We start from the raw sequence: 25,024 nt of genomic DNA, 5'->3' as shown, positions 1-25,024 counted from the left end.
GCCATCGCGAGCAGGCTCGCTCCCACAGGGGTGGTGTGTTAATTCGGGGGGAGGCGTTCCAGGCCGACGAACGGGCAGGCTGCGAGCAGTTCTTTCAGGCTGCGACCATCCGCCAATCGCAAATCCACCGGCGCCAGCTCGGCCAGCGGGTACAGGACGAACGCGCGTTCCTGCATATGGTAGTGGGGGACTTTGAGGCGGGGTTCGTCGATCAGCCGATCACCGAACAACAGAATGTCGAGATCCAGCGTACGCGGACCCCAACGTTCCAGGCGTTCGCGGCCCTGGCCGTTTTCGATGGCTTGCAGCGCATCGAGCAGCTCCAATGGCGCGAGCGTGCTGTCGAGCGCTGCCACGGCGTTGGTGTAGCGCGGTTGACCAGGCAGCAACGAATCGCTTTGGTAAAACGCGGAAACCCCGACCAGTCTGGTCTGCGGCAACTGCGCCAGCGCCTCGACGGCGCTGCGCAATTGTTCGGCGGGGTCAGCGAGGTTGCTGCCCATGCCGATGTAGATGCGTTCCATGCTTACTCGTCCGTCGTGCTCGAAGCACCGGCCGCGCGTTTGCGCTTGGCGCCACCGCTGCGACGACGTTTGCGCGGCGCACCGCTGGTGCCGTCATCCTTACCGCTGAGGTCGCGGATCATGTCCCGACGTTCGCTGTCGTTGGCGTCCTGATAGTCCGTCCACCATTCGCCCAGGCCATCGGTCTGCTCGCCAGCGCTTTCGCGCAGCAGCAGGAAGTCGTAACCGGCACGGAACCGCGGGTTGTCCAGCAACAGGTCGGCGCGTTTGCCGCTGCGGCGTGGCAGGCGTTCCTGCATGTCCCAGATTTCGCGGATCGGCATGGTGAAGCGCTTTGGAATCGCGATCCGCTGGCACTGTTCGGCAATCAGCTCGTGCGCCGCTTCCTGCATCGCCGGAATCGGCGGCATGCCACGCTCTTGCAGGCGCAATACGCGCGCCGGCAGGGCAGGCCACAACAGGGCTGCAAACAGGAACGCCGGGGTGACCGGTTTGTTCTGCTTGATGCGCAGGTCGGTGTTGATCAGCGCTTCGCTGATCAGGGTGTGGGTGTACGTCGGGTTGTATTCGAGCGCCTCGGCACTGGCCGGGAACAGCGGATCGAACAGCTGCAGGTCGACCAGCATCTCGAAGGTGTCCGCGGCATGGCCGGAGAGGAACAGCTTGAGCACTTCCTCGAACAGGCGGGCCGACGGGATCTCGCGCAGCATCGGTGCCAGGTCGCGGATCGGCAGGGCGCTGTGTTTTTCGATGCCGAAATTCAGCTTGGCGGCGAAACGCACGGCCCGCAGCATCCGCACCGGGTCTTCCTGGTAGCGCTGCTTCGGATCGCCGATCAGGCGGATCAGGTGATTGCGAATGTCGTGCACGCCGTTGGCGTAATCGAGGATGCGCTCGCTGACCGGATCGTAGTAAAGGGCGTTGATGGTGAAGTCGCGGCGTTGCGCGTCTTCTTCCAGGGTGCCGTAGACGTTATCGCGCAGGATGCGCCCGCTCTCGTTGCGGGAAGACTGGTTGCTGTCTTCCTCTTCATCGTTTTGCGGGTGATTGGCGCGGAAGGTCGCGACTTCAATGATTTCGCGGCCAAAGTGGATGTGCACCAGTTTGAATCGACGACCGATGATCCGCGCATTGCGGAATTCGGCACGGACCTGTTCAGGGGTGGCGCTGGTGGCGACGTCGAAGTCCTTTGGCGTGATGCCGAGCATCATGTCACGCACACAACCGCCGACCAGGTAAGCCTGGTAACCGGCGTTCTGCAGGCGTTCGACGATATTCACCGCATAACGGCTGAATTGCGCCTTCTGCAGCGAATGTTGACCGCTGTTGAGCACTTCAGGCGTGCTGCGGATGTGTTGCGTATGACGCTTGGGAGAACGGAATGACTGGAACAGCTTCTTCAGCATGGGATGCACTGTTTGAAGGAATGTTCGGCCATAACGAAGAATGACCGCATGATGGGCGGGGATTCTAGCATTTAGTCGGGGGATGGTGTAGGACGCAGCAGATATGAGCTGTAAGCCGCAGACTTCAAGCTGTAGGAGCGAGCTAGCTCGCGAAAAACTGAAGGGCGCCGCGGGGACTCTGAATTAACGCGTTATCGTTCACCACCATCGCGAGCAAGCTCGCTCCTACAGTGAGCAAATGCTCCAGATCGCAGAAACTACAAGGGGAGCCGAAGCTCCCCAAGAAGTAGTTGCATGTTCTATTTTTGTTATTGGTTTCGGGCTTCTTGTTTTTGTTGAGTGCCCGCGTCATGAAGTTTTCCTTCATGACCCTCCCAATCGGGAGCCAAGAGCAAACGGATTGCTTTGGTCGCTGTGCTGCAGTGATCTTGCGATCCAACCAGTTCAGGCTTCTGTCTTAAGACAGTTTTTTGTTGTTCTCGGCCTGGTCGTGGGGCAAGCCCCAAATACAACGCCTCTCCAAAAGAATCAGTTAGCTACGCCTCATGCCGTCTTGTTTTTATTGTGCGTGAGTCGATTCGTCTTATTTTTATTGTCTTGTACATTGCTTGTTATTGTTCTTGTACCAAACATATAGCAGGGTGCGTGCCAACTTTTGTGAACCCCAGCAAAACAAGGGGTTACGTTGGTTGGGTACCTTTTTCGAGGCCCAAAAAAACCGGGGCTTCGTTACCGTAAGCCCCGGCTTCTGTTACGTGAAAAAAACGGGGTAACAGTTTTTTCACATTCCTGTGTGTTACCCGCGCATCAGCTCTCGCTGGCCACCCCGGTCTTGCGTCGCGGAATCCCCAGGCGCTGACGGCGTTCCCACAGGCATTTGCGGCTGACCCCGAGTTTGCGGGCCAGCTCGGTTTCGGTCATGTGGTCCTGGTGCTCGAGGACGAAGTGCTGGAAGTAGTCTTCCAGGGACAGGTCCTCGGTCGGCTCATGATTGTTGTTGCCGGCACCGTTACCCTGCTGTGGCGGCAGGCCGATGAACTCGTCGTCTTCCAGATCGCTCAGCTCGATGTCGATGCCCAGCAGCTCGGCGGAAATCTCCGGGCTCTCGCACAGGATGACGGCGCGCTCCACCGCGTTTTCCAGTTCGCGCACGTTACCCGGCCAGGAGTAATGACGAATCGCCTGCTCGGCGTCCGGGGCAAACTTCAGGTCGGTGCGGTTGACCCGCGCGCTCTGACGAGCCAGGAAGGCGTTGGCGATTTCGTTGACGTCGGCGCCGCGCTCGCGCAAGGCCGGCAGTTTCAGGGCGATTACGTGGAGGCGGTAATACAAGTCTTCACGGAACTGGCCGATTTTCGCCAGGCTCTTGAGGTCGCGGTGAGTCGCGGCAATCAGGCGCACATCGACTTTCTGAGACTGGACAGAGCCCACCCGGCGAATTTCGCCTTCCTGCAACACGCGCAGCAAACGAGCCTGGGCTTCCAGTGGCAGTTCGCCGATTTCGTCGAGGAACAAGGTGCCGCCATCCGCCGCTTCCACCAAGCCGGCACGCCCGGCGCTGGCGCCGGTGAACGCGCCTTTTTCGTGGCCGAACAGTTCGGACTCGATCAGGCTTTCCGGAATCGCCGCACAGTTCACCGAAATCATCGGTGCCTTGGCGCGTCGGGACAGGTTGTGCAGGGCGCGCGCCACCAGCTCTTTACCGGTGCCGGACTCGCCCTGGATCAAAACGTTGGAGTCGGTCGGCGCCACTTTGCGGATTTTGCCGTACAGATCCTGCATCGGTGGGCAGGAGCCGATGATGCCGATTTCGCCGTTGCTGTTGTCGACACCCGGTTTTGCCGCACCGTTGGCGGCCTTGCCGACGGCAGGTTCGCCGCTGGCCTGCACCGATTGGCGGTCACGCAGGATGCGCGCGACGGCCTGGAGCATTTCATCGTGGTCGAAAGGTTTGGCGATGTAGTCCACCGCGCCCATTTTCATGGAGTCGACCGCCGAGCGCAGGCTGGCGTAGCTGGTCATGATCAGCACCGGCGTGCCCTGGCCGAGTTTGATCAACTCCGTGCCCGGAGCGCCTGGCAGGCGCAGGTCACTGACGATCAGGTCGAACGTGGGAATGGTGAAGCGTTCTTGTGCTTCCTGCACTGAACCGGCTTCGCTGACCTGGTACTGGTTACGTTCCAGCAGGCGGCGCAAGGCGGAGCGGATAATTGTTTCGTCTTCGACGATCAAAATGTGCGGCATTGATTCGATACTCTCGACGGTCTCAGTTCACAGCGGACGTCGCTTCGACATGACGCGGCAAGGTCACCCGGATACGGGTGCCGCGTTGGCTTTGTACATCAGCCGGGCTGTCGATGGTGATTTGTCCATAATGCTCTTCAACGATGGAATAGACCAGTGCAAGGCCCAGACCGGTGCCTTCGCCAGGATCCTTGGTGGTGAAGAAAGGTTCGAACAATCGGTCCATGATGTTCTTCGGAATACCGCTGCCTTCGTCTTCCACGATCAGGTCGACCGTGTGTTCGCCGGCTTCGCTTTTCACTCGCACCGCGCTGCCGGGAGGCGAGGCGTCACGGGCGTTTGAGAGCAGATTGATGAGTACCTGGGCGAGACGCTGCGGGTCGCCTTCGACCCAGTGCTCGGGGTCGCACAGGTTGTAGAACTGCACCTCGAAATTGCGTCGGTTCAGGGCCAGCAAACCGATGGCATCCTGGGCCACTTCGGCCAGACAGACGGGCTCGTCGCTGTGCTGATGACTGCCGGCATGGGCGAAACTCATCAGCGACTGGACGATGCGCGATACGCGCTTGGTCTGCTCAAGGATCTGTCCGCTGATTTCCTTCAGCTCGCCATCGTCTTCCCGTTCTTCGCGCAGGTTCTGCGCCAGGCAGGCGATGCCGGTGATCGGGTTACCGATTTCATGGGCCACGCCCGCAGCAAGACGGCCGATGCTGGCCAAGCGCTCGGAGTGCACCAGCTTGTCTTCGAGCATCTGGGTTTCGGTCAGGTCTTCCACCAGCAATACCAGGCCGCTGTTGCCGGGCGCGAGCGGTTCATCGATCGCCGCTTTGTGCAGGTTCAGCCAGCGGGTCTGGCCATCGAGGGCCAGATGCTGTTTGTGCAAATGCTCGTCCGGCAGATTGATGAAGCCTTGCAGCAACGCTTTCCACGGATCGACGATGGTGCTCAGGCGTGAACCGACCACGCGCTGCGCGGCAATCCCGGTCAGCTCCTCCATGGCTCGGTTCCACATGAGGATTTCCTGGTCCTTGGCCAGCGAGCACACACCCATCGGCAGTTCCTGCAAGGTCTGGCGGTGATAGCGGCGCAGGGCATCGAGTTCGGCGGCCAGGCCGGTCAGGCGCGAGTGGTAATCCTCGAGACGGCTTTCGATGAAGTGAATGTCTTCGGTGACGTAGTTTTCGCCGCCCGCCTTGTACGGCAGGAAGGTCTCGACCATGTCCTGCGCCACGCTCGGGCCCATCAGGCCGGAAAGGTTGGCTTCGATCCGGTCACGCAAACGACGCAGGGCGTAAGGCCGGCGCTCGTCGAATGGCAGATAGAGGTCGCGCAGCGCCTGTTCGACTTCCTTCTGCGCAGCCTTGGCGCCCAGGGGTTTGGCCAGTTGCGTGGCAAATTCCTGGGGCGAGGCCGCATGCAGTTCGCGGCGTTGCGGGCGTCGCACGTTGTCCACGGCGCAGGCTTCGGCGGCGCTGGCTTCTTCGGGGCTGGCATTGGTAAACAGCGAGATCAGGGTGAACATCAGCACGTTGGCGGCCAGCGAAGCAATCGCGGCCATGTGCCAACTGGTGTCGTCCAGCACGTAGATCATGTTCAGCAGCGGAATATAGAAACCCTGCAGGTTGCCCACCAGCGGCAACAGCATGGTCACCAGCCACACCAGAATCCCCGCCAGCAAGCCGGCGATGAAGCCGCGACGGTTGGCGGTCGGCCAATACAGGACAGACAGCACGCCCGGCAGGAATTGCAGCGTGGCCACGAAGGCGACGATGCCGAGGTTGGCCAGGTCCTGCTCGGCGCCCAGCAGCAGATAGAAACCGTAACCGGCCATGATGATCGCGACGATCAGAGCCCGACGGGTCCACTTCAGCCAGCGGTAGATGTTGCCTTCGGCTGGCGGCTGATAGAGCGGCAGCACCAGGTGGTTCAGCGCCATGCCGGACAAGGCGAGGGTAGTGACGATGATCAGGCCGCTGGCTGCCGACAATCCGCCGACATAAGCCAGCAGCGCCAGTGCCTTGCTGTTGGCGGCGATACCGATGCCCAACGTGAAGTACTCGGGGTTGGTCGTGGCACCGAGTTTCAGACCGGCCCAGAGAATCAGTGGCACGGCCAGGCTCATCAGCAGCAGGAACAACGGCAAGCCCCAGCTAGCGCTGACCAGCGAACGCGGGTTGAGGTTTTCGGTGAAGGTCATGTGGTACATGTGCGGCATCACGATCGCCGAAGCGAAGAACACCAGCAACAGCGTACGCCACGGGCCTTCTTGCAGCGGTGTGTGCAGTGCGGCGAGGGCGGTCTGGTTTTGCAGCAGCCACAATTCCAGCTGTTGCGGGCCGTCGAACACGCCGTAAAGGGCGTACAGGCCCACGCCGCCAATGGCGATCAGCTTGATCACCGACTCGAAGGCAATGGCAAACACCAGGCCTTCATGTTTCTCGCGGGTGGCGATGTGGCGCGAGCCGAAGAAAATCGTGAACAGCGTGATCAGCGCGCAAAAGCTCAGGGCTACGCGGTGCTGCACCGGTTCGCGAGTGAGGATGCCGATGGAGTCGGCCACGGCCTGAATCTGCAACGCCAGCAACGGCAGCACGCCAATCAGCATGAAGATCGTGGTCAGCGCGCCGGCCCAGGTGCTGCGGAAGCGGAACGCGAACAGGTCGGCCAGTGACGACAATTGATAGGTGCGGGTGATTTTCAGGATCGGATACAGCAACACCGGCGCCAGCAAAAATGCGCCGGAAACCCCGAGGTAGCTGGAGAGAAAACCGTAGCCGTACTGATAGGCCAGGCCCACGGTGCCGTAAAACGCCCAGGCACTGGCGTAGACGCCCAGCGACAGGGTGTACGTCAGTGGGTGGCGAATGATCGCCCGGGGGATCATGCCCCGTTCGCTGATCCACGCGACGCCGAACAGCACCGCCAGGTACGCGGCGCTGATCAGGATCATCTGGGTCAGGCTAAAGCTCATCGGCATCTTTTTGGCTCTGCAGGATGAAGGTCACGACGATCAGAATCAGCCAGAGCAGATAGGGGCGATACCAGGCGCCAGTGGCGTCGATCCACCAATCCATGATGGCCGGGGAAAACAGGTAAATCCCCACTACCAGGAGCAGGACCAAGCGATAGATGTACATCCCGGCCTCTCTTTTTTATACGCGTGCCCGAAAACGTGCGGCGATGGTAACGGATGGGGGCGCCACTGCAAGTCTGATCACTGTAGTTGCGCTTCGGGGAGGTTGAGTGTGCGCGGGATCTTCGTTGCATCCCAGTGGGCGATGCCCCAGTCCAGCACTTCCCGTGGCGTCGCGTACGTCATTTCCGGCCCCGGATTCTGCCCGAGCGCGCGCAATGCACGCAGTAACAAAGGCGTGGCCTGATCGGCGGTCAGCGGCGGCGAACGGTAGGACTTGCCGAGTTTGTTGCCATCGGGCTGGGTAATCAGCGGGATATGCAGGTAACGCGGCTGCGACAGGCCGAGCAGTTCTTGCAGGTAGAGCTGGCGCGACGTCGAGTCCAGCAGGTCGGCGCCGCGGACGATGTCGGTGATGCCTTGCCAGGCGTCATCGAGCACCACGGCCAGTTGATAGGCGTAGAGACCATCGCGGCGACGGATCACGAAGTCGCCCACTTCACGCCCGAGGTGCTGGCGGTATTCGCCCTGTACCCGGTCAATGAAGTGGTACTCGAGCTCTGGCACGCGCAGGCGAATTGCCGCGTCGTCGGTGCCATGGCCCGCATTCCGGCACAGCCCTGGATAAATGCCGTGATACGGTTCCAATTGCTTGCGCGAGCAGGTGCAGGCGTAAGCCAGGCCGTGATTGAACAGACGATTGAGCACTTCGGCGTAAGCCTCGTGCCGGTCGCTCTGTCGGACCATTTCCCCGTCCCACTCAAAACCGTAGCTTTCCAGCGCCTTGAGAATGGCCGCCTGCGCGCCGGGTTCTTCCCGTGGCGGATCGAGGTCTTCCATGCGCATCAGCCAGCGACCACCCACCGCACGCGCGTCGAGGTACGAGGCCAGTGCTGCGACCAGCGAACCGAAATGCAGATGGCCGCTGGGCGTGGGGGCGAAGCGTCCGGTGTAGGCAGGGGCGGTCATAAAGGCAGTCTATGTTGTCCGGTCGTACGCAAGTCCCTGTAGGAGCGAGCCTGCTCGCGAAGAGGGCATCAGCTTCAACATGAATGTTGCCTGATACACCGCTTTCGCGAGCAGGCTCACTCCTACAGGTTTTGTATCCGGGCGAATTTCAGAAACAAAAACGGAGCGTTCGCACGCTCCGTTCTTCGTTCAAGCCGCAATTATTTGCCGACTTGCTTTTCCTTGATTTCCGCCAGGGTCTTGCAGTCAACGCACATGTCGGCGGTAGGGCGGGCTTCCAGTCGCTTGACGCCGATTTCGACGCCACAGGACTCGCACCAGCCGTATTCTTCGTCTTCGATCAGTTGCAGCGTCTTGTCGATCTTCTTGATCAACTTGCGCTCGCGGTCGCGGGCGCGCAATTCGAGACTGAATTCTTCTTCCTGGCTGGCACGGTCTGCCGGGTCAGGGAAGTTGGCCGCCTCGTCTTTCATGTGATCAACCGTGCGGTCGACTTCCTGCATCAAGTCCTGTTTCCACTTGTTCAGGATCTTGGTGAAGTGAGCGCGCATGGGTTTGCCCATGTACTCCTCGCCCTTTACTTCTTTGTAGGGTTCGAAGCCGCTGATCGACGTGTTTTGCTGCTTTGCTTGGGTGGGCATGAAATGGACCGCCTCTACTCTTGTAATCCATCTGCGCAGGATTGCTCCATCACCGACACCTGCCGGCCCTGCGGCTGCAAGCGGGCGAACTTACCAGATCAAATCGGACCGCGCTACTCCCGGATGTCGAGGTAGTGGCCCGCGGGGCTTGCAAATGATTGCAAAGCCTAGTCTGGTGGTGCTGGAGACCTGATCAATTAATGATTTTAGTCAAACCTTGCGCACTCGCATGAGTCGTTCGTGGCCAGGGTCTTAACGGGTCTGACCGCTTTAGGTTCTCGCTCGTTCCTGCGCTTGGGTAGAATCGGTTTTTTTTACCCTGTTGAAGGAAGGCTAATGGCTCAGTCCTACAGTGCCCGCAGTCGCGCGATCGAACCGTTCCATGTCATGGCGCTGCTGGCGCGGGCCAATGAACTGCAGGCCGCCGGCCACGATGTGATCCACCTGGAAATCGGCGAGCCGGACTTCACCACCGCCGAGCCGATCATCCAGGCCGGCCAGGCCGCGCTGACGGCAGGGAAAACCCGCTACACCGCCGCCCGCGGCATTCCCGAACTGCGCGAAGCCATTTCCAGCTTCTATCAACAGCGTTACGGTTTGAGCATCGATCCGCAGCGCATTCTCATCACCCCCGGCGGTTCCGGCGCGTTGCTGTTGGCCAGCGCCTTGCTGGTGGACCCGGGCAAGCACTGGCTGCTGGCGGACCCGGGATACCCCTGCAACCGGCATTTCCTGCGGCTGGTGGAAGGGGCGGCGCAACTGGTTCCGGTCGGTCCGGAGGTGCGCTATCAGCTGACGCCGGACCTGGTCGACCGCCATTGGGATCATGACAGCGTCGGCGCGCTGGTGGCCTCGCCGGCCAACCCGACCGGGACGATCCTGACCCGCGACGAGCTGGCCGGGCTGTCGACCGCGATCAAGGCGCGCCATGGTCATCTGGTGGTGGACGAGATCTATCACGGCCTGACGTATGGCACCGATGCCGCCAGCGTGCTGGAAGTCGACGACAGCGCGTTTGTTCTCAATAGTTTTTCAAAGTATTTCGGCATGACCGGATGGCGACTCGGCTGGCTGGTAGCACCGGAAGCGGCGGTCGGCGAGTTGGAAAAACTCGCGCAGAACCTCTACATCAGCGCCCCGAGCATGGCCCAGCATGCCGCGTTGGCCTGTTTCGAACCCGCAACAATCGCCATTCTGGAAGAGCGCCGCGCCGAGTTCGGTCGTCGTCGCGACTTCCTCCTGCCGGCCTTGCGCGAATTGGGTTTCAATATCGCCGTGGAGCCCGAAGGCGCGTTCTATTTGTACGCCGATATCAGCCAGTTCGGCGGTGATGCCTTCGCGTTCTGCCGACACTTCCTTGAAACCGAGCACGTTGCGATCACACCAGGTCTCGATTTCGGGCGTTACCAGGCCGGCCATCATGTCCGGTTCGCCTACACCCAAAGCCTGCCGCGCCTGCAGGAAGCGGTTGAGCGCATCGCTCGCGGCCTGAAGAGCTGGCAAGGCTGATGCGGTTTTCTCCTCCCCTTGAAGAAGGTCGCCTGATCCGCCGTTACAAGCGTTTTCTCGCCGATATCGAAACCGTTACCGGCGAGTTGATGACCATTCACTGTCCAAATACCGGGTCGATGCTCAATTGCCAGGTTGAAGGCGGGCAGGTCTGGTTCAGTCGCTCCAACGATCCGAAGCGCAAACTGCCGGGCACGTGGGAAATCGGAGAAACCCCGCAGGGGCGGTTGTTTTGCGTGAACACCGGACGGGCCAACGCGCTGATCGAGGAGGCGCTGAAGGCGGGCGTCATCACCGAGCTCAACGGTTTCACCGAGCTGAAGCGCGAAGTAGCCTACGGTCAGGAAAGCAGCCGCATCGATTTCCGCCTCGATTACCCGAGCGGGCCGGCGTATGTGGAAGTCAAAAGCGTGACCCTGGGCTTTGACGGCTCTGCGGTCGCGGCGTTTCCGGATGCGGTGACCCAGCGCGGCGCCAAGCACTTACGGGAATTGGCTCACTTGGCCCGGGACGGTATTCGCGCGGTGCAGTTGTACTGCGTGAATCTAAGCGGCATCGATGCCGTGCGTCCCGCAGAGGAAATCGATTCGGCCTACGCATCGGCCTTGCGCGAAGCGGTGGCGAGCGGGGTCGAGGTGTTGGCCTACGGTGTGCGCCTGAGCCATGAAGAGATGGTGGTTGACCGGCGTCTGGACGTGCTGCTCAACGGTTAAACGCTGACCCAGATGCCTTGGGCGTCTTCGCGACTTTTAATGAAGGTCAGCGATTGCCCGGCGCACGGACCCGCGACGCATTCGCCGTCTTCGATCAGGAACAGTGCGCCGTGGGTCGCGCACTGGATCAGGCTGTTGCTGGGGTCGAGAAACTGGTCGGGTGTCCATTCCAGCCCGACTCCCCGGTGCGGGCAACGGTTGAGGTAGACGTAGGCCTGACCGTTGCGGCGCACGGCGAAGAGCTTCTGACCGTCGAGGTCGAAACCGCGGCTGCTGGATTCGGCCAGCTCGACGCCCGCGCAAAGAAACTTCATGTCTATCCTCAACTCCGCCAGCTCGTGACTGGATATGTCCGAGCTTGACGTTCAAATGCAAACAATTATCAAATGGCCGCCTTGCCCGTCGGGTGCAGGTGCCGGATGCCGAGGATACTTGGCCTGTCACTTCAATGCCTGGGAAAAACCTAAAAGGAAGCTGTTTATGCGCCTGAGTACCCGCGTTGCTGCGCTGTGTGTCGGACTCTTCGTCAGCCACCACGCCGCGGCGGCCGAGTTGCCACAACGCTGGGTCAGCGCCGGTGGCGCGCTGTCGGAATGGGTCAGCGCGCTGGGCGGTGAATCGAAGCTGGTCGGTGTCGACACCACCAGTCAGCACCCGGAAACCCTCAAGGCGTTGCCGACGATCGGCTATCAACGGCAATTGTCGGCAGAAGGCATCCTGAGCCTGCGTCCGCAAATACTGGTGGGCACCGAAGAAATGGGCCCGCCGCCGGTGCTTTCGCAGATTCGCACGGCGGGTGTGCAGGTCGAACTGTTCTCGGCCCAACCGGATTTGCCGACGTTGCAGGCCAACTTGCAGCATCTGGGCAAGTTGCTCGGTGCCGAGGACAAGGCTGCGCAACTGTTCCAGGCCTATCAGCAGCAGCTCGATCAGCAAAAAGTCCGCGTAACCAAGGCGCAGCTGACGCAGAAATCACCCGGCGTGCTGGTGTTGCTCGGTCATGCGGGCGGCAAGCCGCTGATCGCCGGCAAGGACACCGCCGCCGATTGGCTGATCCAGAAAGCCGGTGGGCACAACCTGGCGACGCATACCGGTTACAAACCGTTTTCCAACGAATCCCTGATCAGCCTGGACCCCGAAGTGCTGGTGTTCGCCGACCGAGCGCTGACCGGCGAGGCGGCGCGTGCCGCGTTGTTCAAGGAAAACCCGATCCTGTCCTCGACCCGCGCCGCCAAGAACGGGCGCGTCCTTGAGCTTGATCCGACGCTGCTGGTGGGCGGACTCGGCCCACGGTTGCCCGACGCGTTGAAAAAAATCAGTGACGGCTTTTATCCCGGCCCTGTCGCCCAATGACTGTCCTGGTAAAACCCCGCACGCTCTTCATCGGGCTTGGCTTTCTGTGCCTGTTGGCGATCTGGCTGTCACTGGCGCTGGGGCCGGTGAGCCTGCCGTTGCTGGATACCTTGCGCGCGGCGTTGCGCATGATCGGTTTGCCGATTGCGCCCGATGGGCTGGAGCAGGCGGAACTGATCCTCGGGCAGATTCGCTTGCCACGCACCCTGTTGGGATTGGCGGTGGGGGGCGTGCTGGCATTGTCGGGCGTGGCAATGCAGGGGCTGTTCCGTAACCCGTTGGCTGATCCGGGGCTGGTGGGCGTTTCCGGTGGGGCAGCATTGGGCGCGGCCGTTGCCATTGTCGGCGGCTCGGCGTTCGGTGGTTTGCCCGAGTTCCTTGGGCCATATCTGTTATCCCTGTTCGCCTTTCTCGGCGGGCTGGGCGTGACCGCGCTGGTGTATCGATTGGGCCGACGTAACGGGCAAACCGATGTCGCGACCATGCTGCTGGCGGGCCTCGCTTTGACGGCACTGGCTGGCGCGGTCGTCGGGTTGTTCACCTACCTGGCAGACGACGCGACCCTGCGCACGCTGACCTTCTGGAACCTGGGCAGTCTGAATGGCGCCAGCTATGCGCGACTCTGGCCGTTGCTGTTGATCAGTGCCGGCGTGGCGCTGTGGTTACCGCGTCGGGCCAAGGCCTTGAATGCGTTGTTGCTGGGGGAGTCGGAGGCCGGTCACCTGGGAATCGACGTCGAAAAGCTCAAGCGTGAATTGGTGTTTTGCACCGCGCTGGGTGTCGGTGCCGCCGTGGCGGCGGCGGGGATGATCGGCTTTGTCGGGCTGGTGGTGCCGCATCTGGTGCGCTTGCTGGCCGGTCCCGACCATCGGGTCCTGTTGCCGGCGTCGGTGTTGGCGGGGGCGAGCCTCCTGTTGTTCGCTGATCTGGTGGCGCGACTGGCCTTGGCTCCGGCTGAGTTGCCGATAGGTATTGTCACCGCGATGATCGGTGCGCCGGTCTTCCTTTATCTACTGCTGCGAGGGCGTGCCTGATGTTGCGAACGCAAAATCTGCACATCCGCCGAGGCCGCAAGATCGTCCTGATGGATATCACGCTGGAACTCAAGCCGGGTGAGGTCCTTGGCGTGCTGGGGCCGAACGGTGCGGGCAAAAGCACACTGCTTGGTGCGTTGTGCGGCGAGTTACAGGCGGACCACGCCAGCGTGTGGCTCGACGAGCGTGAGTTGCGTGACTGGACCGGCGCACAGCGAGCGCAACGACTGGCGGTATTGCCGCAGGTTTCGACGCTGAACTTCGCCTTTCGCGTCGAGGAAGTCGTCGGTATGGGACGTTTGCCCCATCAGACAGGCCGTACCCGTGATGACGAAATTGTCGCCGCCGCGTTGCAGGCTGCCGATGCCGGGCATTTGAGTGGTCGCAGCTATCTGGCGTTGTCCGGTGGTGAACGTCAGCGTGTGCACCTGGCGCGAGTGCTGGCGCAACTCTGGCCGGGCGAGGCGGGGCAAACGCTGTTGCTCGACGAGCCGACTTCGATGCTGGACCCGCTGCATCAACACACCACCTTGCAAGCAGTGCGCGAGTTCGCCGATCGCGGTGCGTCGGTCCTGGTGATCCTGCATGATCTGAATTTGGCGGCGCGCTATTGTGATCGCCTGTTACTACTCGAAGGCGGGCGCCCGGTTGCGCTCGATACACCTGAACAGGTGTTGCGCCCAGAACCGCTCAAGGCGGTATTCGGGTTGGACGTATTGGTGCAGAAGCACCCGGAGCGCGGGCATCCGCTGATCATCGCCCGCTGAGTCTTCGATAGGGGTGAGCGCATGCGTGTGATGGTGATTCTGGCGGTGTTGATGCTGAGTGCCTGCCAGCATGTTTCAGTACCGCCGCCGGTTGTCGGCGAGATTCGCGACCTGCGCAGCGGTCAGGTGCTGACAGCGCAAGAGTTGGTCATGCGCCTGGCCCGGCCTTCACGGGTGATCGTGGGTGAGCAGCATGACAATCGCGATCATCATCAACTGCAGCGCTGGTTGCTGCAGGCGCTCGGAGAGCGACGCCCGCAAGGCAGTCTGCTGCTGGAAATGCTCACGCCAGATCAACAGCTGCGGGTCGATGACGTGCGCCTTGCCTCGACACGACCCGCCGATTTGCCCGCCGCACTGGCCTGGCAACCGGGTTGGGACTGGAGTCTGTACGGTCCGATCATTCGTTTCGCCCTGACTCAACCTTATCCAGTGTTGTCCGCCAACCTCGACACCGTCGAGGTGCGTGCTTTCTATACCCAGCCGCCGACGCTGAGCGGCACCCGCTCCAATGCCGAGCCGGTCAAGGCGGAGTTGCTGGAGCAGATCAGTGAGTCCCATTGCGGTCTGCTGCCTGCTTCGCAAATGCCGGCGATGCTCGCCGTGCAACAACAGCGTGACCGACGCATGGCCGAACGGCTGCTGACGGCGCCTGCACCGGCGATGCTGTTTGCTGGCGCGTATCACGCGCGCAAGGACGTGGGGGTGCCGATCCATGCGCTTGATCTGGGAGTACCGGAATCACCAACCGTGTTGTTGCTGGCTCAGCGGGGGAGTGAGGTGACAGCTGCGATGGCCGACTATGTCTGGTACACACCTGCTATGCCGGCACCGGATTACTGTGCGCAGATGCGCAAGAGCCAGTCAAAACCGTAACACCGATCCCTTGTAGGAGCCGGCTTGCTGGCGATAGCGGTGTGTCAGTCGATGAATATGTTGACTGACACACCGCTATCGCCAGCAAGCTGGCTCCTACAGGTCGGTGTGATGCCAGGAGTTTTTTACGGGCAAAAAAAGACCCGGCAAGAGCCGGGTCAAATAACCGTGATTAGCCTGATGAGGAGATATCTGAGAGTCCGAACCAAGGGCTTTTCAAATATCGACCAGTCTCGCGACCAGTTGTGATAATCATAGCGATTCTCATTACCAAGTCAACCGCTGATTCTGCATTTAATCGAGAAACCTCGCTCGATCGCCGGAAAGCCCCGTAATCATTGGGTTCAGGGTGTGTTCTTGAACGCGCTCAGCTGCGTGATCTGGGTATTCAGCAGGCCAATTCGCCGGGCCATGCTCTCGATTAGGCTGCGGGCGATCTTTGGGTTGCTCTGGGTCAGGTTGAGAAACTGGTCTTTCGGAATCAGCATGACGGTACTCGGTTCGCTGGTAATCACACTGGCGTTGCGCTTTTCGCCAGTGAACACCGCCATGGCGCCGAAAATCTCGTCCCTCGGCACATCGCCGACTTTATGTCCGTCGACGAAGGCTTCGGCATGACCTTCAATAATGACGAACACATGGTCCGCCTCATCGCCCTGATGGATCAGCACTTCGCCGCGCGCCACACGTTGAAAGCCGTTGGTGCTGCGGAACTCGGGTTGTTTAAGGCGTGCGACGGCGTCCGAGAGCAGTGCGGTCTGACCGGCCATGTATTGCAGGAACAGCTCCGAGCGCTCAGGGTCGGCGTAGATGTGCTTGAACACTTCCGATCGCAAATAAGGCGTCAGTGCCAGCGGGCTGTCCGTGCACAGGCGGCAGCGCGGCAAGTCGGCATCCTGGCGTAAGCCGACCAGGTCGCCTTCATGCAAATAAAACAGTGGGCGCTCGTCGATGCACCCATGCAGCAGGCCATTGTCCAGCACAAACAATTGATTGCCTGGCAATACGGCGGCCAGGTCGTCGACGGCTGCGAACTCCAGCGCCGGCCCACTGGGCGTCAAACCCTGGAGCAGGCGGGCGGGAATGTTTTGCAGTCGGTTGATCAGTGCGTCGGCGTAAGCCGGTTGTTCCCCAAGCAAATACATGGCAACAAAGCCCGTTCAGTTCTTGTGGCGGGACGAAATAGCTTCCAGCTGTTTATTCAAGGCTTCCTTGCGCTCGGCGGGAATGTCATTCCAGTGCACATCCATCAGGGCGCCTTCGATCGCATACAACAACACCTTGGATGCGCGAAACCCGCGTGTGCGAACGGCCCGGTAAGCATCTACCGCCCCCAGGCGACGCAAGTCCGAGGCGCTGTGGATGCCCACGGCATGCAGCCATTGCGCCGACGTCTTGCCAAGATTCTTCAGGTGCTGCAGTTCATCATTCATCAAGCCTCCTTGCGACGGCCGAACGGTGCGTGGGCAAGCTTCTGAGGAGTGTAGCCATCAGTAGGAAAAGCGTGATTGTTTGGTCGGTTTCGGAGCAAATGCTTCTAAGAGAAAGTACCGATGAGCCGCGTAAAAGTACGCGAGGGCGGTAAGAGCAGGCGGGAGGGTATCAGGTTTTCGGGCGAAAACTGCCCGTAGTCCAGCGCAAGGCGGGGGCGCCGGACTTTTTCAGCAATCAGTCGTTTTTAACGGGTGCGATAACGCAGGCGCGTACCGAAATTCATCGACATCAGGATTTCGTCGGCACTCAGCTCTGGCGGAAAGTAGGCGCCGGAGATCTGCGCATGGGCCAGGCTGGCCCCTTCCAGGTTGGAGTGGCTGAAGTCGATGCCGCGCAAGTCGGCGGAACGGAAATAGGCATCCTTGAAGTCGACGCCATCAGCATTCAGCTCACGCAGGTCCAGGCCCCGGAAATCACCACCGACCATGTCGATAGGTCCGTCTTTTGGACGTTCGTTGTTGAAACCTGTGATGTCGTCTTTGTGCAGCAAGGCATATAGCGGGGTGTCGAGAAGTTTGGGCTGGCTCATGTCACATCACCTGATGGTTTTATGGCGCCAGTATAGTGCCACTATTTGACAGCCGTGAAGCCGGCAAAGGCTTCACGGCTGAAATACTTTCTCAGAGGCCGGGCAGGCGTTGGCGAATTTGCGCAACGACGGTATCGAGGGTCCCGCTTTCATTGGTTTGAACACGCTTGCTGCACAGAATCTCGGCAGGCGTCAGGGCCTCACGACTGGCTTGCTGAGCGGCGATAACGTCCAGGTTGGCGTCGGACGGATCCTTTTTGTCTGCCTGACGCAGTGCCAGCCAGCTTTCGATCACCGCTTGCGGGGCGTTGCAATCGATAATCAGGAAAGGCGCACCGGTGGCCTCGGCGATTTTCGCCGCACCGTCACGCTGGTCGTGCTTGAGGTAAGTGGCATCGACCACCACCGGGAAACCCGCACGCAGAATCACGCTGGCGATTTCATGCAGGCGGGCGTAGGTCGCGGCGCTGGCGTCGGCGCTATAAATGCCGGCCTGTGGGTCGTTCTCAACGGTTTGTTCGCCGAACAGACGCTTGCGTTCGACATCGGAACGCAGGCGAATGGCGCCCAGCGCTTCCACCAGACGCATGGCCACATGACTTTTGCCGACGGCAGAAACACCGTGGGTGATGGCCATGAAGCGCGAAGGGATGGTGCTGTAGCTCTCCGCCAGGTTGGCGTAGTTGCGGTATTGACGCAGGGTCGTGGCGCGCTGCACCGGGTCGGCCTCGGCCGGCATGCTGAACAGGCTGACCTTGGCGCGAACCAACGCACGGTAGGCTTTATAGAAGTTCAGCACTTCCAGACCCTGGTAATCACCGGTCAGCTCCAGGTATTGGCTGATGAAGCGACGGGCCAGGCTCTTCAGTCCGCGGTCTTCAAGGTCCATCGCCAGGAAGCCGGTATCGGCATAGACGTCGGTGAAGCGGAACGGTTCGTTGAATTCGATGCAGTCGAAGATCACGACCTTGCCGTCGATCAGGGTCGCGTTGCCCAAGTGGATGTCGCCGTGACACTCACGGGTGAAGCCCTCGGCCTTACGTTGGGCAAGCAGTGGCTTGAGACGTTCGAAGCTGCTTTCGGCCCAGGCTTGCAGCGCGTCGAGTTGCAACAGATCAGCCTTGTCGCTCAGGAACGGGCGGATCTGATCGAAGTTCTGCCGCACCGGAGCCATCACGCTGTCCGGCGTACCTGCGTCGTGTTCTGCGGGCACTTTCGGTGCGCTGAGGTGGAATTGAGCAATTTGTGCGGCCATCTCGTCGATGTGCGCGGTGGTCAATTCGCCATTGGCCTGCAGGGTGCTGAGCAACTGGCTTTGTGGGAATTGACGCATTTTCAGTGCGTAATCGACGACCGGACCATCGCCGCCGAGTTGCGGGGCTTCGGCACTGCCGGTGATTGGCAACACTTCGAGATACAAATCATCGGTCAAACGCTGGTTCAGGCGCAGTTCTTCGCCACAGAAATGTCCGCGGGCATCCAGGCTGGTGAAGTCGAGGAAGCCGAAATTGACCGGCTTCTTCACTTTATAAGCGAAGGGACCAGTGAGAATGACCCAGGAGATGTGGGTTTCGATGACCTGGAACCCGTCTACCGGATGCGGGTAAAGGGCCGGGTTTTGCAGGGCGGCGATCAGGGACTGGCTCACAGGCGTTCCTTCAGAGTCTGGGAAAATTAACGGTCGCCATTATGGCCGCAAGTCCGCCCGACGCAAACCTCGGCGGGCTCCTGTTGAGTATGAATAAAGTGCGTATAATCCGGCGCCATGACTCGTACTCGATCCCCCCGCACCCCCAAAAAACCACCTTCCCGGGGCTTGAACCCTTGGCTGGGCTGGGCCCTTAAACTCAGTCTGGTCGGCCTCGTGGTGCTCGCCGGATTCGCGGTTTACCTCGATGCCATCGTCCAGGAGAAGTTTTCCGGCAAGCGCTGGACCATCCCGGCCAAGGTGTATGCGCGCCCGCTCGAACTGTTCACCGGGCAGAAACTGAGCAAGGAGGATTTCCTCACCGAGCTCGATGCCCTGGGCTATCGCCGCGAAAGCGTGAGCAACGGTCCCGGCGCGGCGGCGGTCAATGGCAACACCGTCGATTTGAATACCCGTGGTTTCCAGTTCTATGAAGGCCTGGAGAAAGCTCAGCCCGTGCGCGTGCGGTTCTCCGGCGACTACGTGGCCGAGCTCTCGGCGACCAACGGTTCGAAGTTGTCGGTGGTGCGTCTGGAGCCGCTGTTGATCGGCGGTATTTACCCGAAGAATCTCGAAGACCGCATTCTGATCAAGATCGATCAGGTGCCGCCGTATCTGCTCGAAACCCTGGTGGCCGTGGAAGACCGCGACTTCTATAGCCACTGGGGCGTGTCGCCCAAGTCGATTGCCCGCGCGATCTATGTCAATACCTCGGGCGGCAAGATGACTCAGGGCGGCAGTACGCTGACGCAGCAGTTGGTGAAGAACTTCTACCTGACCAGCGAACGCAGCCTGACGCGCAAACTCACCGAAGCCATGATGGCGATGCTGTTGGAGCTGCATTACGACAAGCGAGAAATTCTTGAGGCCTACCTCAATGAAGTGTTCGTCGGTCAGGATGGTCAGCGCGCGGTGCACGGTTTCGGCCTGGCCAGCCAGTTCTTCTTCGGCCAGCCGTTGTCCGAACTGAAACTGCATCAAGTCGCGATGCTGGTGGGCATGGTCAAGGGGCCTTCCTATTACAACCCGCGTCGTAATCCGGAGCGGGCGCTTGAGCGCCGCAACCTGGTGCTCGATGTGCTTGAGCAGCAAGGTGTCGCCACTGCCGAACAAGTCGCTGCCGCGAAGAAAATGCCGTTGGGCGTGACCACGCGCGGCAAGCTGGCCGACAGCTCGTTCCCTGGCTTTATCGACCTGGTTAAGCGTCAACTGCGCGAAGACTATCGTGACGAAGACTTGACCGAAGAAGGCCTGCGCATCTTCACCAGTTTCGATCCGATCCTGCAGATGAAAGCCGAAGCCTCGGTCAACGACACCTTCAAACGCCTGTCCGGGCGCAAGGGTTCCGATGACGTCGAAGCGGCAATGGTCGTGACCAACCCGGAAACCGGTGAAGTCCAGGCCATGATCGGCAGTCGCCAGGCGAGCTTTGCCGGTTTCAACCGGGCGCTGGATGCGGTGCGGCCGATCGGCTCGTTGATCAAGCCGGCGGTTTATCTGACAGCCCTTGAGAAACCGAGCCAGTACACCTTGACCAGTTGGCTGTCGGACGAATCCTTCTCGGTGAAAGGCGCTGACGGTCAGGTCTGGAAGCCGCAGAACTATGATCGTCGCTCCCATGGCACGGTTTTCCTTTATCAGGGCCTGGCGCATTCCTACAACCTGTCGACCGCGCGTCTCGGGTTGGCGGTGGGCGTGCCGAATGTCTTGAAAACCCTGGCTCGCCTCGGTGTGAGTCGCGAGTTCCCGGCATTTCCGTCGATGTTGCTGGGCGCCGGTGGCATGACCCCGATCGAAGTGGCAACCATGTATCAGACACTCGCCAACGGTGGTTTCAATACGCCGATGCGCGGGATTCGTAGCGTGTTGACTGCCGAAGGCGAGCCGCTCAAACGCTATCCGTTCCAGATTCAGCAACGTTTCGATCCGGCTTCCATTTACCTGATCCAGAGTGCGATGCAGCGGGTGATGCGTGAAGGTACCGGCAGCTCGGTTTACAACGTGTTGCCGAAAACCCTGACGCTGGCGGGCAAGACCGGTACCAGTAACGATTCGCGAGACAGCTGGTTCGCCGGTTTCAGCCAGGACTTGCTGGCCGTGGTCTGGCTGGGCCGCGACGATAACGGCAAGACACCGTTCACCGGTGCCACTGGCGCGTTGCAGGTCTGGACCAGTTTCATGCGCAAGGCCGATCCGTTGCCGCTGGACATGCCACAGCCGGATAATGTGGTTCAGGCCTGGGTCGATTCCCGTACCGGTCAAGGCTCCGATGCCAACTGCCCGGGCGCCGTGCAGATGCCGTATATTCGCGGCAGCGAACCGCCTCCCGGCGCCGCTTGCGGTGGCGAAAGCCCTGCTTCCGGCGAGACGGTGATGGATTGGGTCAAGGGCTGGATGAACTAAGCAAAGAGGGTTTCAAGTGAACAAGTGGTTGATTCCAGCGGTTGCCGCCGTAGCTTTGCTCAGCGGTTGCTCCACCGTACAACGTGGTTCGATTCCGGTTGTGGATTCTGGCAGTGCCGTGTCCAACAGCGAACGGGTGTCGGCGAATGGCGGTTACCGTCAGACGACGGTCAAGCGTCCAGTGCAAGCCCAGGCCCAGGAAATTCCACAGGGTGATACCGGTGTCGTGGTAATGGTGCCGGGTGGCGGTGCAGTGGCCTCGGCGCCGATCAGTACTTCGCCGATCACGCCTGGCCCTATCACTCCGGGACCGATCGACACGTCGCCGGTGCAGTCGGCACCGATCAATCAGGGCAGCTACAGCATGCCGTCGACACCGAGCGGGATTCCGTCGTCGAGCGCGGGTGGTCTGTCCGCCGATGAACAGCTGGACGGTCCGGTGTTGGCATTGCTGACCACCGCTCAGCAACAACAGGCTGGCGGAGACCTCAACGGAGCCTCTTCGAGTCTCGAGCGCGCCCAGCGTGTTGCGCCTCGTGAGCCGCAAGTGCTTTATCGTCTGGCCCAAGTGCGTATGGCGCAAGGTGATGCGGCCCAGGCCGAGCAATTTGCCCGTCGTGGTCTGACGATGGCCAATGGGCGTCCGGCGCTTCAGGCCAGCTTGTGGGAATTGATCGCTCAAGCCCGTGAGAAGCAGGGTGATTCCGCAGGTGCTGCACTGGCCCGTCAGAAGGCCAAGGTCTCGTCGTGATGGATGTTCGATTTCCGAAGATTGCCGAGCAGTTGTTGCTGATCGAGCGTGAATTGCGTGTTCAGGGGTGGTGGGACGATGTCTCGCCATCGGTTGAAGCGCTTTCCAGCGTCGAGCCGTTCTCGGTCGATACGCTGGACTTCGAACAGTGGCTGCAATGGATCTTCCTGCCGCGCATGAAAGTGATCCTGGAGCAGGATTTGCCGTTGCCCAATGCCTCGGGTATTCAAGAGATGGCGGAAATGGTCTTCGCCTCCCGTAATCTCCAGGGCAAGGATCGGCAGTTGCAGGTGTTACTCAAAGAGTTCGACCTGCTGATCACCGCTTCCCGCTAACCCTGATCAACTGTAGGAGCGAGCTTGCTCGCGAAAAGCGTAAAGGCGACGCGTGTTATGGGTTTGAACGCGAAATCGTTCACGTCCATCGCGAGCAAGCTCGCTCCTACAGGCAGTTCTCTGTGATCTGTCGCTGCGCTTCAGCAGTCCGCTCCTGACGTTGCTCGTCAGTCAGGCGACGCATCTCGCCATCAACCTCTTCGCGTAACCGCGGATTGTTCTGCAGTTGAGCCAGGTTCGTCCGGGCCTGCTCGCAGAATGCCTTTAGCTGGGCTTGCTGCTCGGCGACCTGTTTCTTCACCGATTGATCGATGGCCTTTTGATCGCCGATCGTGTTGCTGCGTGGCAGTGCCGACGGCTTGTCCGCAGGGCGGGAAGGGGTGACCACAGTTGCTGCTTCCCGACCTTGAGGCGGCTGTGCATCAAAGTGGGTAACGCCCTGTTCATCGACCCAAGTGTAAATCTGCGCGGCCATGCACAAAGGGCTGATGCCGATCAGCAGGCTGGCGGCCAGGAAAAACGTTCGCATGCCATTTCCTTGTATTGGGTTGCGCAATTGAAGCTAACACAGTTGCTGTTTCGCGGTTTTTTCTTGCTTTCTCATGTGCTTACTTCAATAAAGCACATTGACGACTTGACTTGCAGGGGACGAAACAGAAGAATCCAAAGTCCGCTGTAGAGGGACTGCCAGAAGCAGACCCACTCGGCAGATCATGAGGCGCACATCCGCGCCGACCTGTTACACCCGCAACGCGTTACCTCGCGCTGGGTGGGAAAGGCCCGCAACACTTGGGACGATCCCAATACTTGCTCAGTCAGTGCTGACGTAGTCGGCGACCACCGTCGCTCATGCTCTGCTGAGAAGTAAACCTATTAAGACCCGTCCTCTTGTATGTGGGCGGTATTCTGGCGTTTTAGAGGTGAACAACGTGGAGCTTTTATCTGGCGGTGAGATGCTCGTCCGCTTTTTGCGTGACGAAGGCGTCAAATATATCTACGGGTACCCGGGTGGTGCTCTTCTTCATGTCTACGATGCCCTGTTCAAAGAACCGGAAGTGACCCACATCCTGGTTCGTCACGAGCAGGCTGCTACCCATATGGCTGACGGTTATGCCCGTGCCACCGGTAAAGCCGGCGTGGTGCTGGTCACTTCCGGCCCGGGCGCGACCAACGCCATCACCGGTATTGCCACTGCCTACATGGACTCCATTCCGATGGTGGTCATCTCCGGCCAGGTGCCTAGCACCATGGTTGGCACCGATGCGTTCCAGGAAACCGACATGATCGGTATCTCCCGGCCGATCGTGAAGCACAGCTTCATGATCAAGCACGCTTCGGAAATCCCGGAAGTCATGAAGAAAGCGTTCTACCTGGCGCAATCCGGTCGTCCTGGTCCAGTCGTTGTCGATATCCCGAAAGACATGACCAACCCGGCCGAGAAGTTCGAATACGTCTTCCCGAAGAAAGCCAAGCTGCGTTCCTACAGCCCGGCCGTTCGCGGTCACTCCGGGCAAATCCGCAAGGCAGCCGAAATGCTCCTGGCGGCTAAGCGTCCTGTGATGTACGCAGGCGGCGGCGTGATCCTCGGTGGTGGCTCCGCGCCGTTGACCGAATTGGCGAAGATGCTCAACCTGCCAGTGACCAATACCCTGATGGGTCTGGGTGCCTACCCTGGCACCGACCGTCAGTTCATCGGCATGCTCGGCATGCACGGCAGCTACACCGCCAACCTGGCGATGCACCATGCCGATGTGATCCTTGCTGTGGGTGCGCGTTTCGACGATCGCGTGATCAATGGCGCTTCGAAGTTTTGCCCGAACGCCAAGATCATCCACATCGACATCGACCCGGCTTCGATTTCCAAGACCATCAAGGCAGACGTTCCTATTGTTGGCCCGGTCGAAAGCGTCCTGACCGAAATGGTCGCGATCCTCAAGGAAATCGGCGAGACCCCGAACAAGGAGTCCGTTGCCAGCTGGTGGAAGCAGGTTGATGAGTGGCGCGGTGATCGCGGCCTGTTCCCTTATGACAAGGGCGACGGCAGCGTCATCAAGCCGCAGACCGTGATCGAAACCCTGTGCGAAGTGACCAAGGGCGATGCCTTTGTTGCCTCCGACGTGGGTCAGCACCAAATGTTCGCGGCGCAGTACTACAAGTTCAACAAGCCGAACCGCTGGATCAACTCCGGAGGTCTGGGCACCATGGGCTTCGGTTTCCCGGCGGCCATGGGGATCAAGTTGAGCTTCCCGGATGCCGACGTTGCCTGCGTGACGGGCGAGGGCAGTATCCAGATGAACATTCAGGAGCTGTCCACCTGTCTGCAATATGGCCTGCCGGTAAAAATCGTCATCCTGAACAACGGTGTTCTGGGTATGGTTCGCCAGTGGCAGGACATGAGCTACGGCAGCCGTCACTCGCACTCCTACATGGAATCGTTGCCTGACTTCGTCAAGCTGGCGGAGGCCTATGGTCACGTCGGCGTGCGCATCACCGACTCGAAAGACTTGAAGTCGAAGATGGAAGAAGCGTTCGCCATGAAGGATCGCCTGGTGGTTATCGATATTTCGGTCGACACCAGCGAGCACGTCTACCCGATGCAGATCAAAGACGGCTCCATGCGCGATATGTGGCTGAGCAAGACGGAGCGTACTTAATC

The 25,024-nt window shown here is 60.3% G+C and carries 23 protein-coding genes; 10 read left to right on the top strand and 13 right to left on the bottom strand.

The window, feature by feature from the left end:
• Window positions 1-38: 38 nt before the first annotated feature.
• The 7 genes from folK to dksA all read right to left on the bottom strand — a co-directional run bounded on the left by folK (window position 39) and on the right by dksA (window position 8,917).
• Complete coding sequence (gene folK, locus ACF6ZU_RS08135; protein WP_392891412.1) at window positions 39-524, bottom strand: 2-amino-4-hydroxy-6-hydroxymethyldihydropteridine diphosphokinase; 486 nt, start codon at window positions 522-524, stop codon at window positions 39-41.
• A gap of 2 nt (window positions 525-526) precedes the next feature.
• Window positions 527-1,930, bottom strand: coding sequence for a polynucleotide adenylyltransferase PcnB (locus tag ACF6ZU_RS08130; protein WP_392891411.1), 1,404 nt, complete (start codon window positions 1,928-1,930; stop codon window positions 527-529).
• An 807-nt stretch (window positions 1,931-2,737) separates the two neighbouring features.
• Window positions 2,738-4,174 (bottom strand): sigma-54-dependent transcriptional regulator, encoded by a 1,437-nt coding sequence (locus ACF6ZU_RS08125; RefSeq protein ID WP_392891409.1) that lies wholly within the window; start codon window positions 4,172-4,174, stop codon window positions 2,738-2,740.
• Window positions 4,175-4,196: 22 nt separating this feature from the next.
• Window positions 4,197-7,151, bottom strand: coding sequence for a sensor histidine kinase (locus tag ACF6ZU_RS08120; protein ID WP_392891408.1), 2,955 nt, complete (start codon window positions 7,149-7,151; stop codon window positions 4,197-4,199).
• Window positions 7,135-7,311, bottom strand: a complete 177-nt coding sequence (locus tag ACF6ZU_RS08115) for a hypothetical protein (RefSeq protein ID WP_003176118.1) — start codon at window positions 7,309-7,311, stop codon at window positions 7,135-7,137. The genes ACF6ZU_RS08120 and ACF6ZU_RS08115 overlap by 17 nt, the downstream gene beginning before the upstream one ends.
• A gap of 77 nt (window positions 7,312-7,388) precedes the next feature.
• Window positions 7,389-8,276, bottom strand: a complete 888-nt coding sequence (gene gluQRS / locus ACF6ZU_RS08110) for a tRNA glutamyl-Q(34) synthetase GluQRS (RefSeq protein ID WP_392891397.1) — start codon at window positions 8,274-8,276, stop codon at window positions 7,389-7,391.
• Window positions 8,277-8,476: 200 nt separating this feature from the next.
• Window positions 8,477-8,917: an RNA polymerase-binding protein DksA gene (dksA, locus tag ACF6ZU_RS08105; RefSeq protein ID WP_109634884.1), complete on the bottom strand. Its 441-nt coding sequence runs from the start codon at window positions 8,915-8,917 to the stop codon at window positions 8,477-8,479.
• A gap of 336 nt (window positions 8,918-9,253) precedes the next feature.
• On the opposite strand from dksA, the gene ACF6ZU_RS08100 reads away from it, so the two are divergent.
• Both ACF6ZU_RS08100 and sfsA read left to right on the top strand, forming a co-directional pair.
• Window positions 9,254-10,426, top strand: coding sequence for a pyridoxal phosphate-dependent aminotransferase (locus ACF6ZU_RS08100; protein ID WP_392891395.1), 1,173 nt, complete (start codon window positions 9,254-9,256; stop codon window positions 10,424-10,426).
• Window positions 10,426-11,139 carry a DNA/RNA nuclease SfsA gene (gene sfsA / locus ACF6ZU_RS08095; protein WP_392891393.1) on the top strand — a complete coding sequence of 238 codons (714 nt, stop codon included), beginning with the start codon at window positions 10,426-10,428 and terminating at the stop codon, window positions 11,137-11,139. Before ACF6ZU_RS08100 ends, sfsA begins: the two co-directional genes overlap by 1 nt.
• Here sfsA and ACF6ZU_RS08090 read toward each other — a convergent pair.
• The gene (locus ACF6ZU_RS08090) at window positions 11,136-11,453 is read right to left on the bottom strand and encodes a Rieske (2Fe-2S) protein (protein WP_392891391.1); all 318 of its coding nucleotides are present in this window, start codon (window positions 11,451-11,453) and stop codon (window positions 11,136-11,138) included. The genes sfsA and ACF6ZU_RS08090 overlap by 4 nt on opposite strands.
• Before the next feature lie 166 nt (window positions 11,454-11,619).
• Between ACF6ZU_RS08090 and ACF6ZU_RS08085 the strand changes: the two genes are divergently transcribed.
• From ACF6ZU_RS08085 to ACF6ZU_RS08070, 4 genes are read left to right on the top strand one after another with little or no spacing between them, the layout of a single operon-like run.
• Window positions 11,620-12,492 (top strand): hemin ABC transporter substrate-binding protein, encoded by an 873-nt coding sequence (locus ACF6ZU_RS08085; RefSeq protein WP_392891390.1) that lies wholly within the window; start codon window positions 11,620-11,622, stop codon window positions 12,490-12,492.
• A gap of 50 nt (window positions 12,493-12,542) precedes the next feature.
• On the top strand, window positions 12,543-13,526 hold the full coding sequence (locus ACF6ZU_RS08080) for a FecCD family ABC transporter permease (protein WP_392893746.1): 984 nt from the start codon (window positions 12,543-12,545) through the stop codon (window positions 13,524-13,526).
• Complete coding sequence (locus ACF6ZU_RS08075) at window positions 13,526-14,293, top strand: heme ABC transporter ATP-binding protein (protein WP_392891388.1); 768 nt, start codon at window positions 13,526-13,528, stop codon at window positions 14,291-14,293. The genes ACF6ZU_RS08080 and ACF6ZU_RS08075 overlap by 1 nt, the downstream gene beginning before the upstream one ends.
• 21 nt (window positions 14,294-14,314) lie before the next feature.
• Window positions 14,315-15,169, top strand: a complete 855-nt coding sequence (locus ACF6ZU_RS08070; protein WP_392891386.1) for a ChaN family lipoprotein — start codon at window positions 14,315-14,317, stop codon at window positions 15,167-15,169.
• A 344-nt stretch (window positions 15,170-15,513) separates the two neighbouring features.
• Here ACF6ZU_RS08070 and ACF6ZU_RS08065 read toward each other — a convergent pair whose 3' ends face one another.
• The 4 genes from ACF6ZU_RS08065 to ACF6ZU_RS08050 all read right to left on the bottom strand — a co-directional run bounded on the left by ACF6ZU_RS08065 (window position 15,514) and on the right by ACF6ZU_RS08050 (window position 18,840).
• On the bottom strand, window positions 15,514-16,314 hold the full coding sequence (locus ACF6ZU_RS08065) for a Crp/Fnr family transcriptional regulator (protein ID WP_392891384.1): 801 nt from the start codon (window positions 16,312-16,314) through the stop codon (window positions 15,514-15,516).
• Between the two features lie 15 nt (window positions 16,315-16,329).
• The gene (locus ACF6ZU_RS08060; RefSeq protein ID WP_007971093.1) at window positions 16,330-16,602 is read right to left on the bottom strand and encodes a TfoX/Sxy family protein; all 273 of its coding nucleotides are present in this window, start codon (window positions 16,600-16,602) and stop codon (window positions 16,330-16,332) included.
• A 245-nt stretch (window positions 16,603-16,847) separates the two neighbouring features.
• Window positions 16,848-17,192, bottom strand: coding sequence for a pentapeptide repeat-containing protein (locus tag ACF6ZU_RS08055; RefSeq protein ID WP_392891381.1), 345 nt, complete (start codon window positions 17,190-17,192; stop codon window positions 16,848-16,850).
• A 91-nt stretch (window positions 17,193-17,283) separates the two neighbouring features.
• Window positions 17,284-18,840, bottom strand: a complete 1,557-nt coding sequence (locus ACF6ZU_RS08050) for an AAA family ATPase (protein WP_392891379.1) — start codon at window positions 18,838-18,840, stop codon at window positions 17,284-17,286.
• A 117-nt stretch (window positions 18,841-18,957) separates the two neighbouring features.
• On the opposite strand from ACF6ZU_RS08050, the gene mrcB reads away from it, so the two are divergent.
• The 3 genes from mrcB to ACF6ZU_RS08035 are packed head-to-tail and all read left to right on the top strand — an operon-like array spanning window position 18,958 to window position 22,368.
• A complete protein-coding gene (mrcB, locus tag ACF6ZU_RS08045) occupies window positions 18,958-21,282 on the top strand; it encodes a penicillin-binding protein 1B (RefSeq protein WP_392891377.1) in 2,325 nt (774 codons plus the stop codon).
• Between the two features lie 16 nt (window positions 21,283-21,298).
• A complete protein-coding gene (locus ACF6ZU_RS08040) occupies window positions 21,299-22,033 on the top strand; it encodes a hypothetical protein (RefSeq protein ID WP_392891375.1) in 735 nt (244 codons plus the stop codon).
• Window positions 22,033-22,368: a YqcC family protein gene (locus ACF6ZU_RS08035; RefSeq protein ID WP_392891374.1), complete on the top strand. Its 336-nt coding sequence runs from the start codon at window positions 22,033-22,035 to the stop codon at window positions 22,366-22,368. Before ACF6ZU_RS08040 ends, ACF6ZU_RS08035 begins: the two co-directional genes overlap by 1 nt.
• A gap of 106 nt (window positions 22,369-22,474) precedes the next feature.
• Here ACF6ZU_RS08035 and ACF6ZU_RS08030 read toward each other — a convergent pair whose 3' ends face one another.
• Entirely contained in the window at window positions 22,475-22,897 is a 423-nt protein-coding gene (locus tag ACF6ZU_RS08030) for a DUF4124 domain-containing protein (protein WP_392891372.1), read from the bottom strand.
• Between the two features lie 400 nt (window positions 22,898-23,297).
• Here ACF6ZU_RS08030 and ACF6ZU_RS08025 point away from each other — a divergent pair, with 400 nt between their 5' ends.
• A complete protein-coding gene (locus ACF6ZU_RS08025; protein WP_392891371.1) occupies window positions 23,298-25,022 on the top strand; it encodes an acetolactate synthase 3 large subunit in 1,725 nt (574 codons plus the stop codon).
• Window positions 25,023-25,024 lie beyond the last annotated feature (2 nt).

Origin of the sequence: Pseudomonas migulae, from assembly GCF_043225285.1 — a bacterium.
GTDB lineage: Bacteria > Pseudomonadota > Gammaproteobacteria > Pseudomonadales > Pseudomonadaceae > Aquipseudomonas > Aquipseudomonas migulae_C.
Note: the sequence above shows the minus strand (reverse complement) of the source record. Positions and strands in the feature narration are given on the sequence as shown.

Coding starts and splice junctions, on each gene's coding strand:
- folK (WP_392891412.1), bottom strand. CDS start 524: ATGGAACGCATCTACATCGGCATGGGCAGCAACCTCGCTGACCCCGCC.
- ACF6ZU_RS08130 (WP_392891411.1), bottom strand. CDS start 1,930: ATGCTGAAGAAGCTGTTCCAGTCATTCCGTTCTCCCAAGCGTCATACG.
- ACF6ZU_RS08125 (WP_392891409.1), bottom strand. CDS start 4,174: ATGCCGCACATTTTGATCGTCGAAGACGAAACAATTATCCGCTCCGCC.
- ACF6ZU_RS08120 (WP_392891408.1), bottom strand. CDS start 7,151: ATGCCGATGAGCTTTAGCCTGACCCAGATGATCCTGATCAGCGCCGCG.
- ACF6ZU_RS08115 (WP_003176118.1), bottom strand. CDS start 7,311: ATGTACATCTATCGCTTGGTCCTGCTCCTGGTAGTGGGGATTTACCTG.
- gluQRS (WP_392891397.1), bottom strand. CDS start 8,276: ATGACCGCCCCTGCCTACACCGGACGCTTCGCCCCCACGCCCAGCGGC.
- dksA (WP_109634884.1), bottom strand. CDS start 8,917: ATGCCCACCCAAGCAAAGCAGCAAAACACGTCGATCAGCGGCTTCGAA.
- ACF6ZU_RS08100 (WP_392891395.1), top strand. CDS start 9,254: ATGGCTCAGTCCTACAGTGCCCGCAGTCGCGCGATCGAACCGTTCCAT.
- sfsA (WP_392891393.1), top strand. CDS start 10,426: ATGCGGTTTTCTCCTCCCCTTGAAGAAGGTCGCCTGATCCGCCGTTAC.
- ACF6ZU_RS08090 (WP_392891391.1), bottom strand. CDS start 11,453: ATGAAGTTTCTTTGCGCGGGCGTCGAGCTGGCCGAATCCAGCAGCCGC.
- ACF6ZU_RS08085 (WP_392891390.1), top strand. CDS start 11,620: ATGCGCCTGAGTACCCGCGTTGCTGCGCTGTGTGTCGGACTCTTCGTC.
- ACF6ZU_RS08075 (WP_392891388.1), top strand. CDS start 13,526: ATGTTGCGAACGCAAAATCTGCACATCCGCCGAGGCCGCAAGATCGTC.
- ACF6ZU_RS08070 (WP_392891386.1), top strand. CDS start 14,315: ATGCGTGTGATGGTGATTCTGGCGGTGTTGATGCTGAGTGCCTGCCAG.
- ACF6ZU_RS08065 (WP_392891384.1), bottom strand. CDS start 16,314: ATGTATTTGCTTGGGGAACAACCGGCTTACGCCGACGCACTGATCAAC.
- ACF6ZU_RS08060 (WP_007971093.1), bottom strand. CDS start 16,602: ATGAATGATGAACTGCAGCACCTGAAGAATCTTGGCAAGACGTCGGCG.
- ACF6ZU_RS08055 (WP_392891381.1), bottom strand. CDS start 17,192: ATGAGCCAGCCCAAACTTCTCGACACCCCGCTATATGCCTTGCTGCAC.
- mrcB (WP_392891377.1), top strand. CDS start 18,958: ATGACTCGTACTCGATCCCCCCGCACCCCCAAAAAACCACCTTCCCGG.
- ACF6ZU_RS08035 (WP_392891374.1), top strand. CDS start 22,033: ATGGATGTTCGATTTCCGAAGATTGCCGAGCAGTTGTTGCTGATCGAG.
- ACF6ZU_RS08030 (WP_392891372.1), bottom strand. CDS start 22,897: ATGCGAACGTTTTTCCTGGCCGCCAGCCTGCTGATCGGCATCAGCCCT.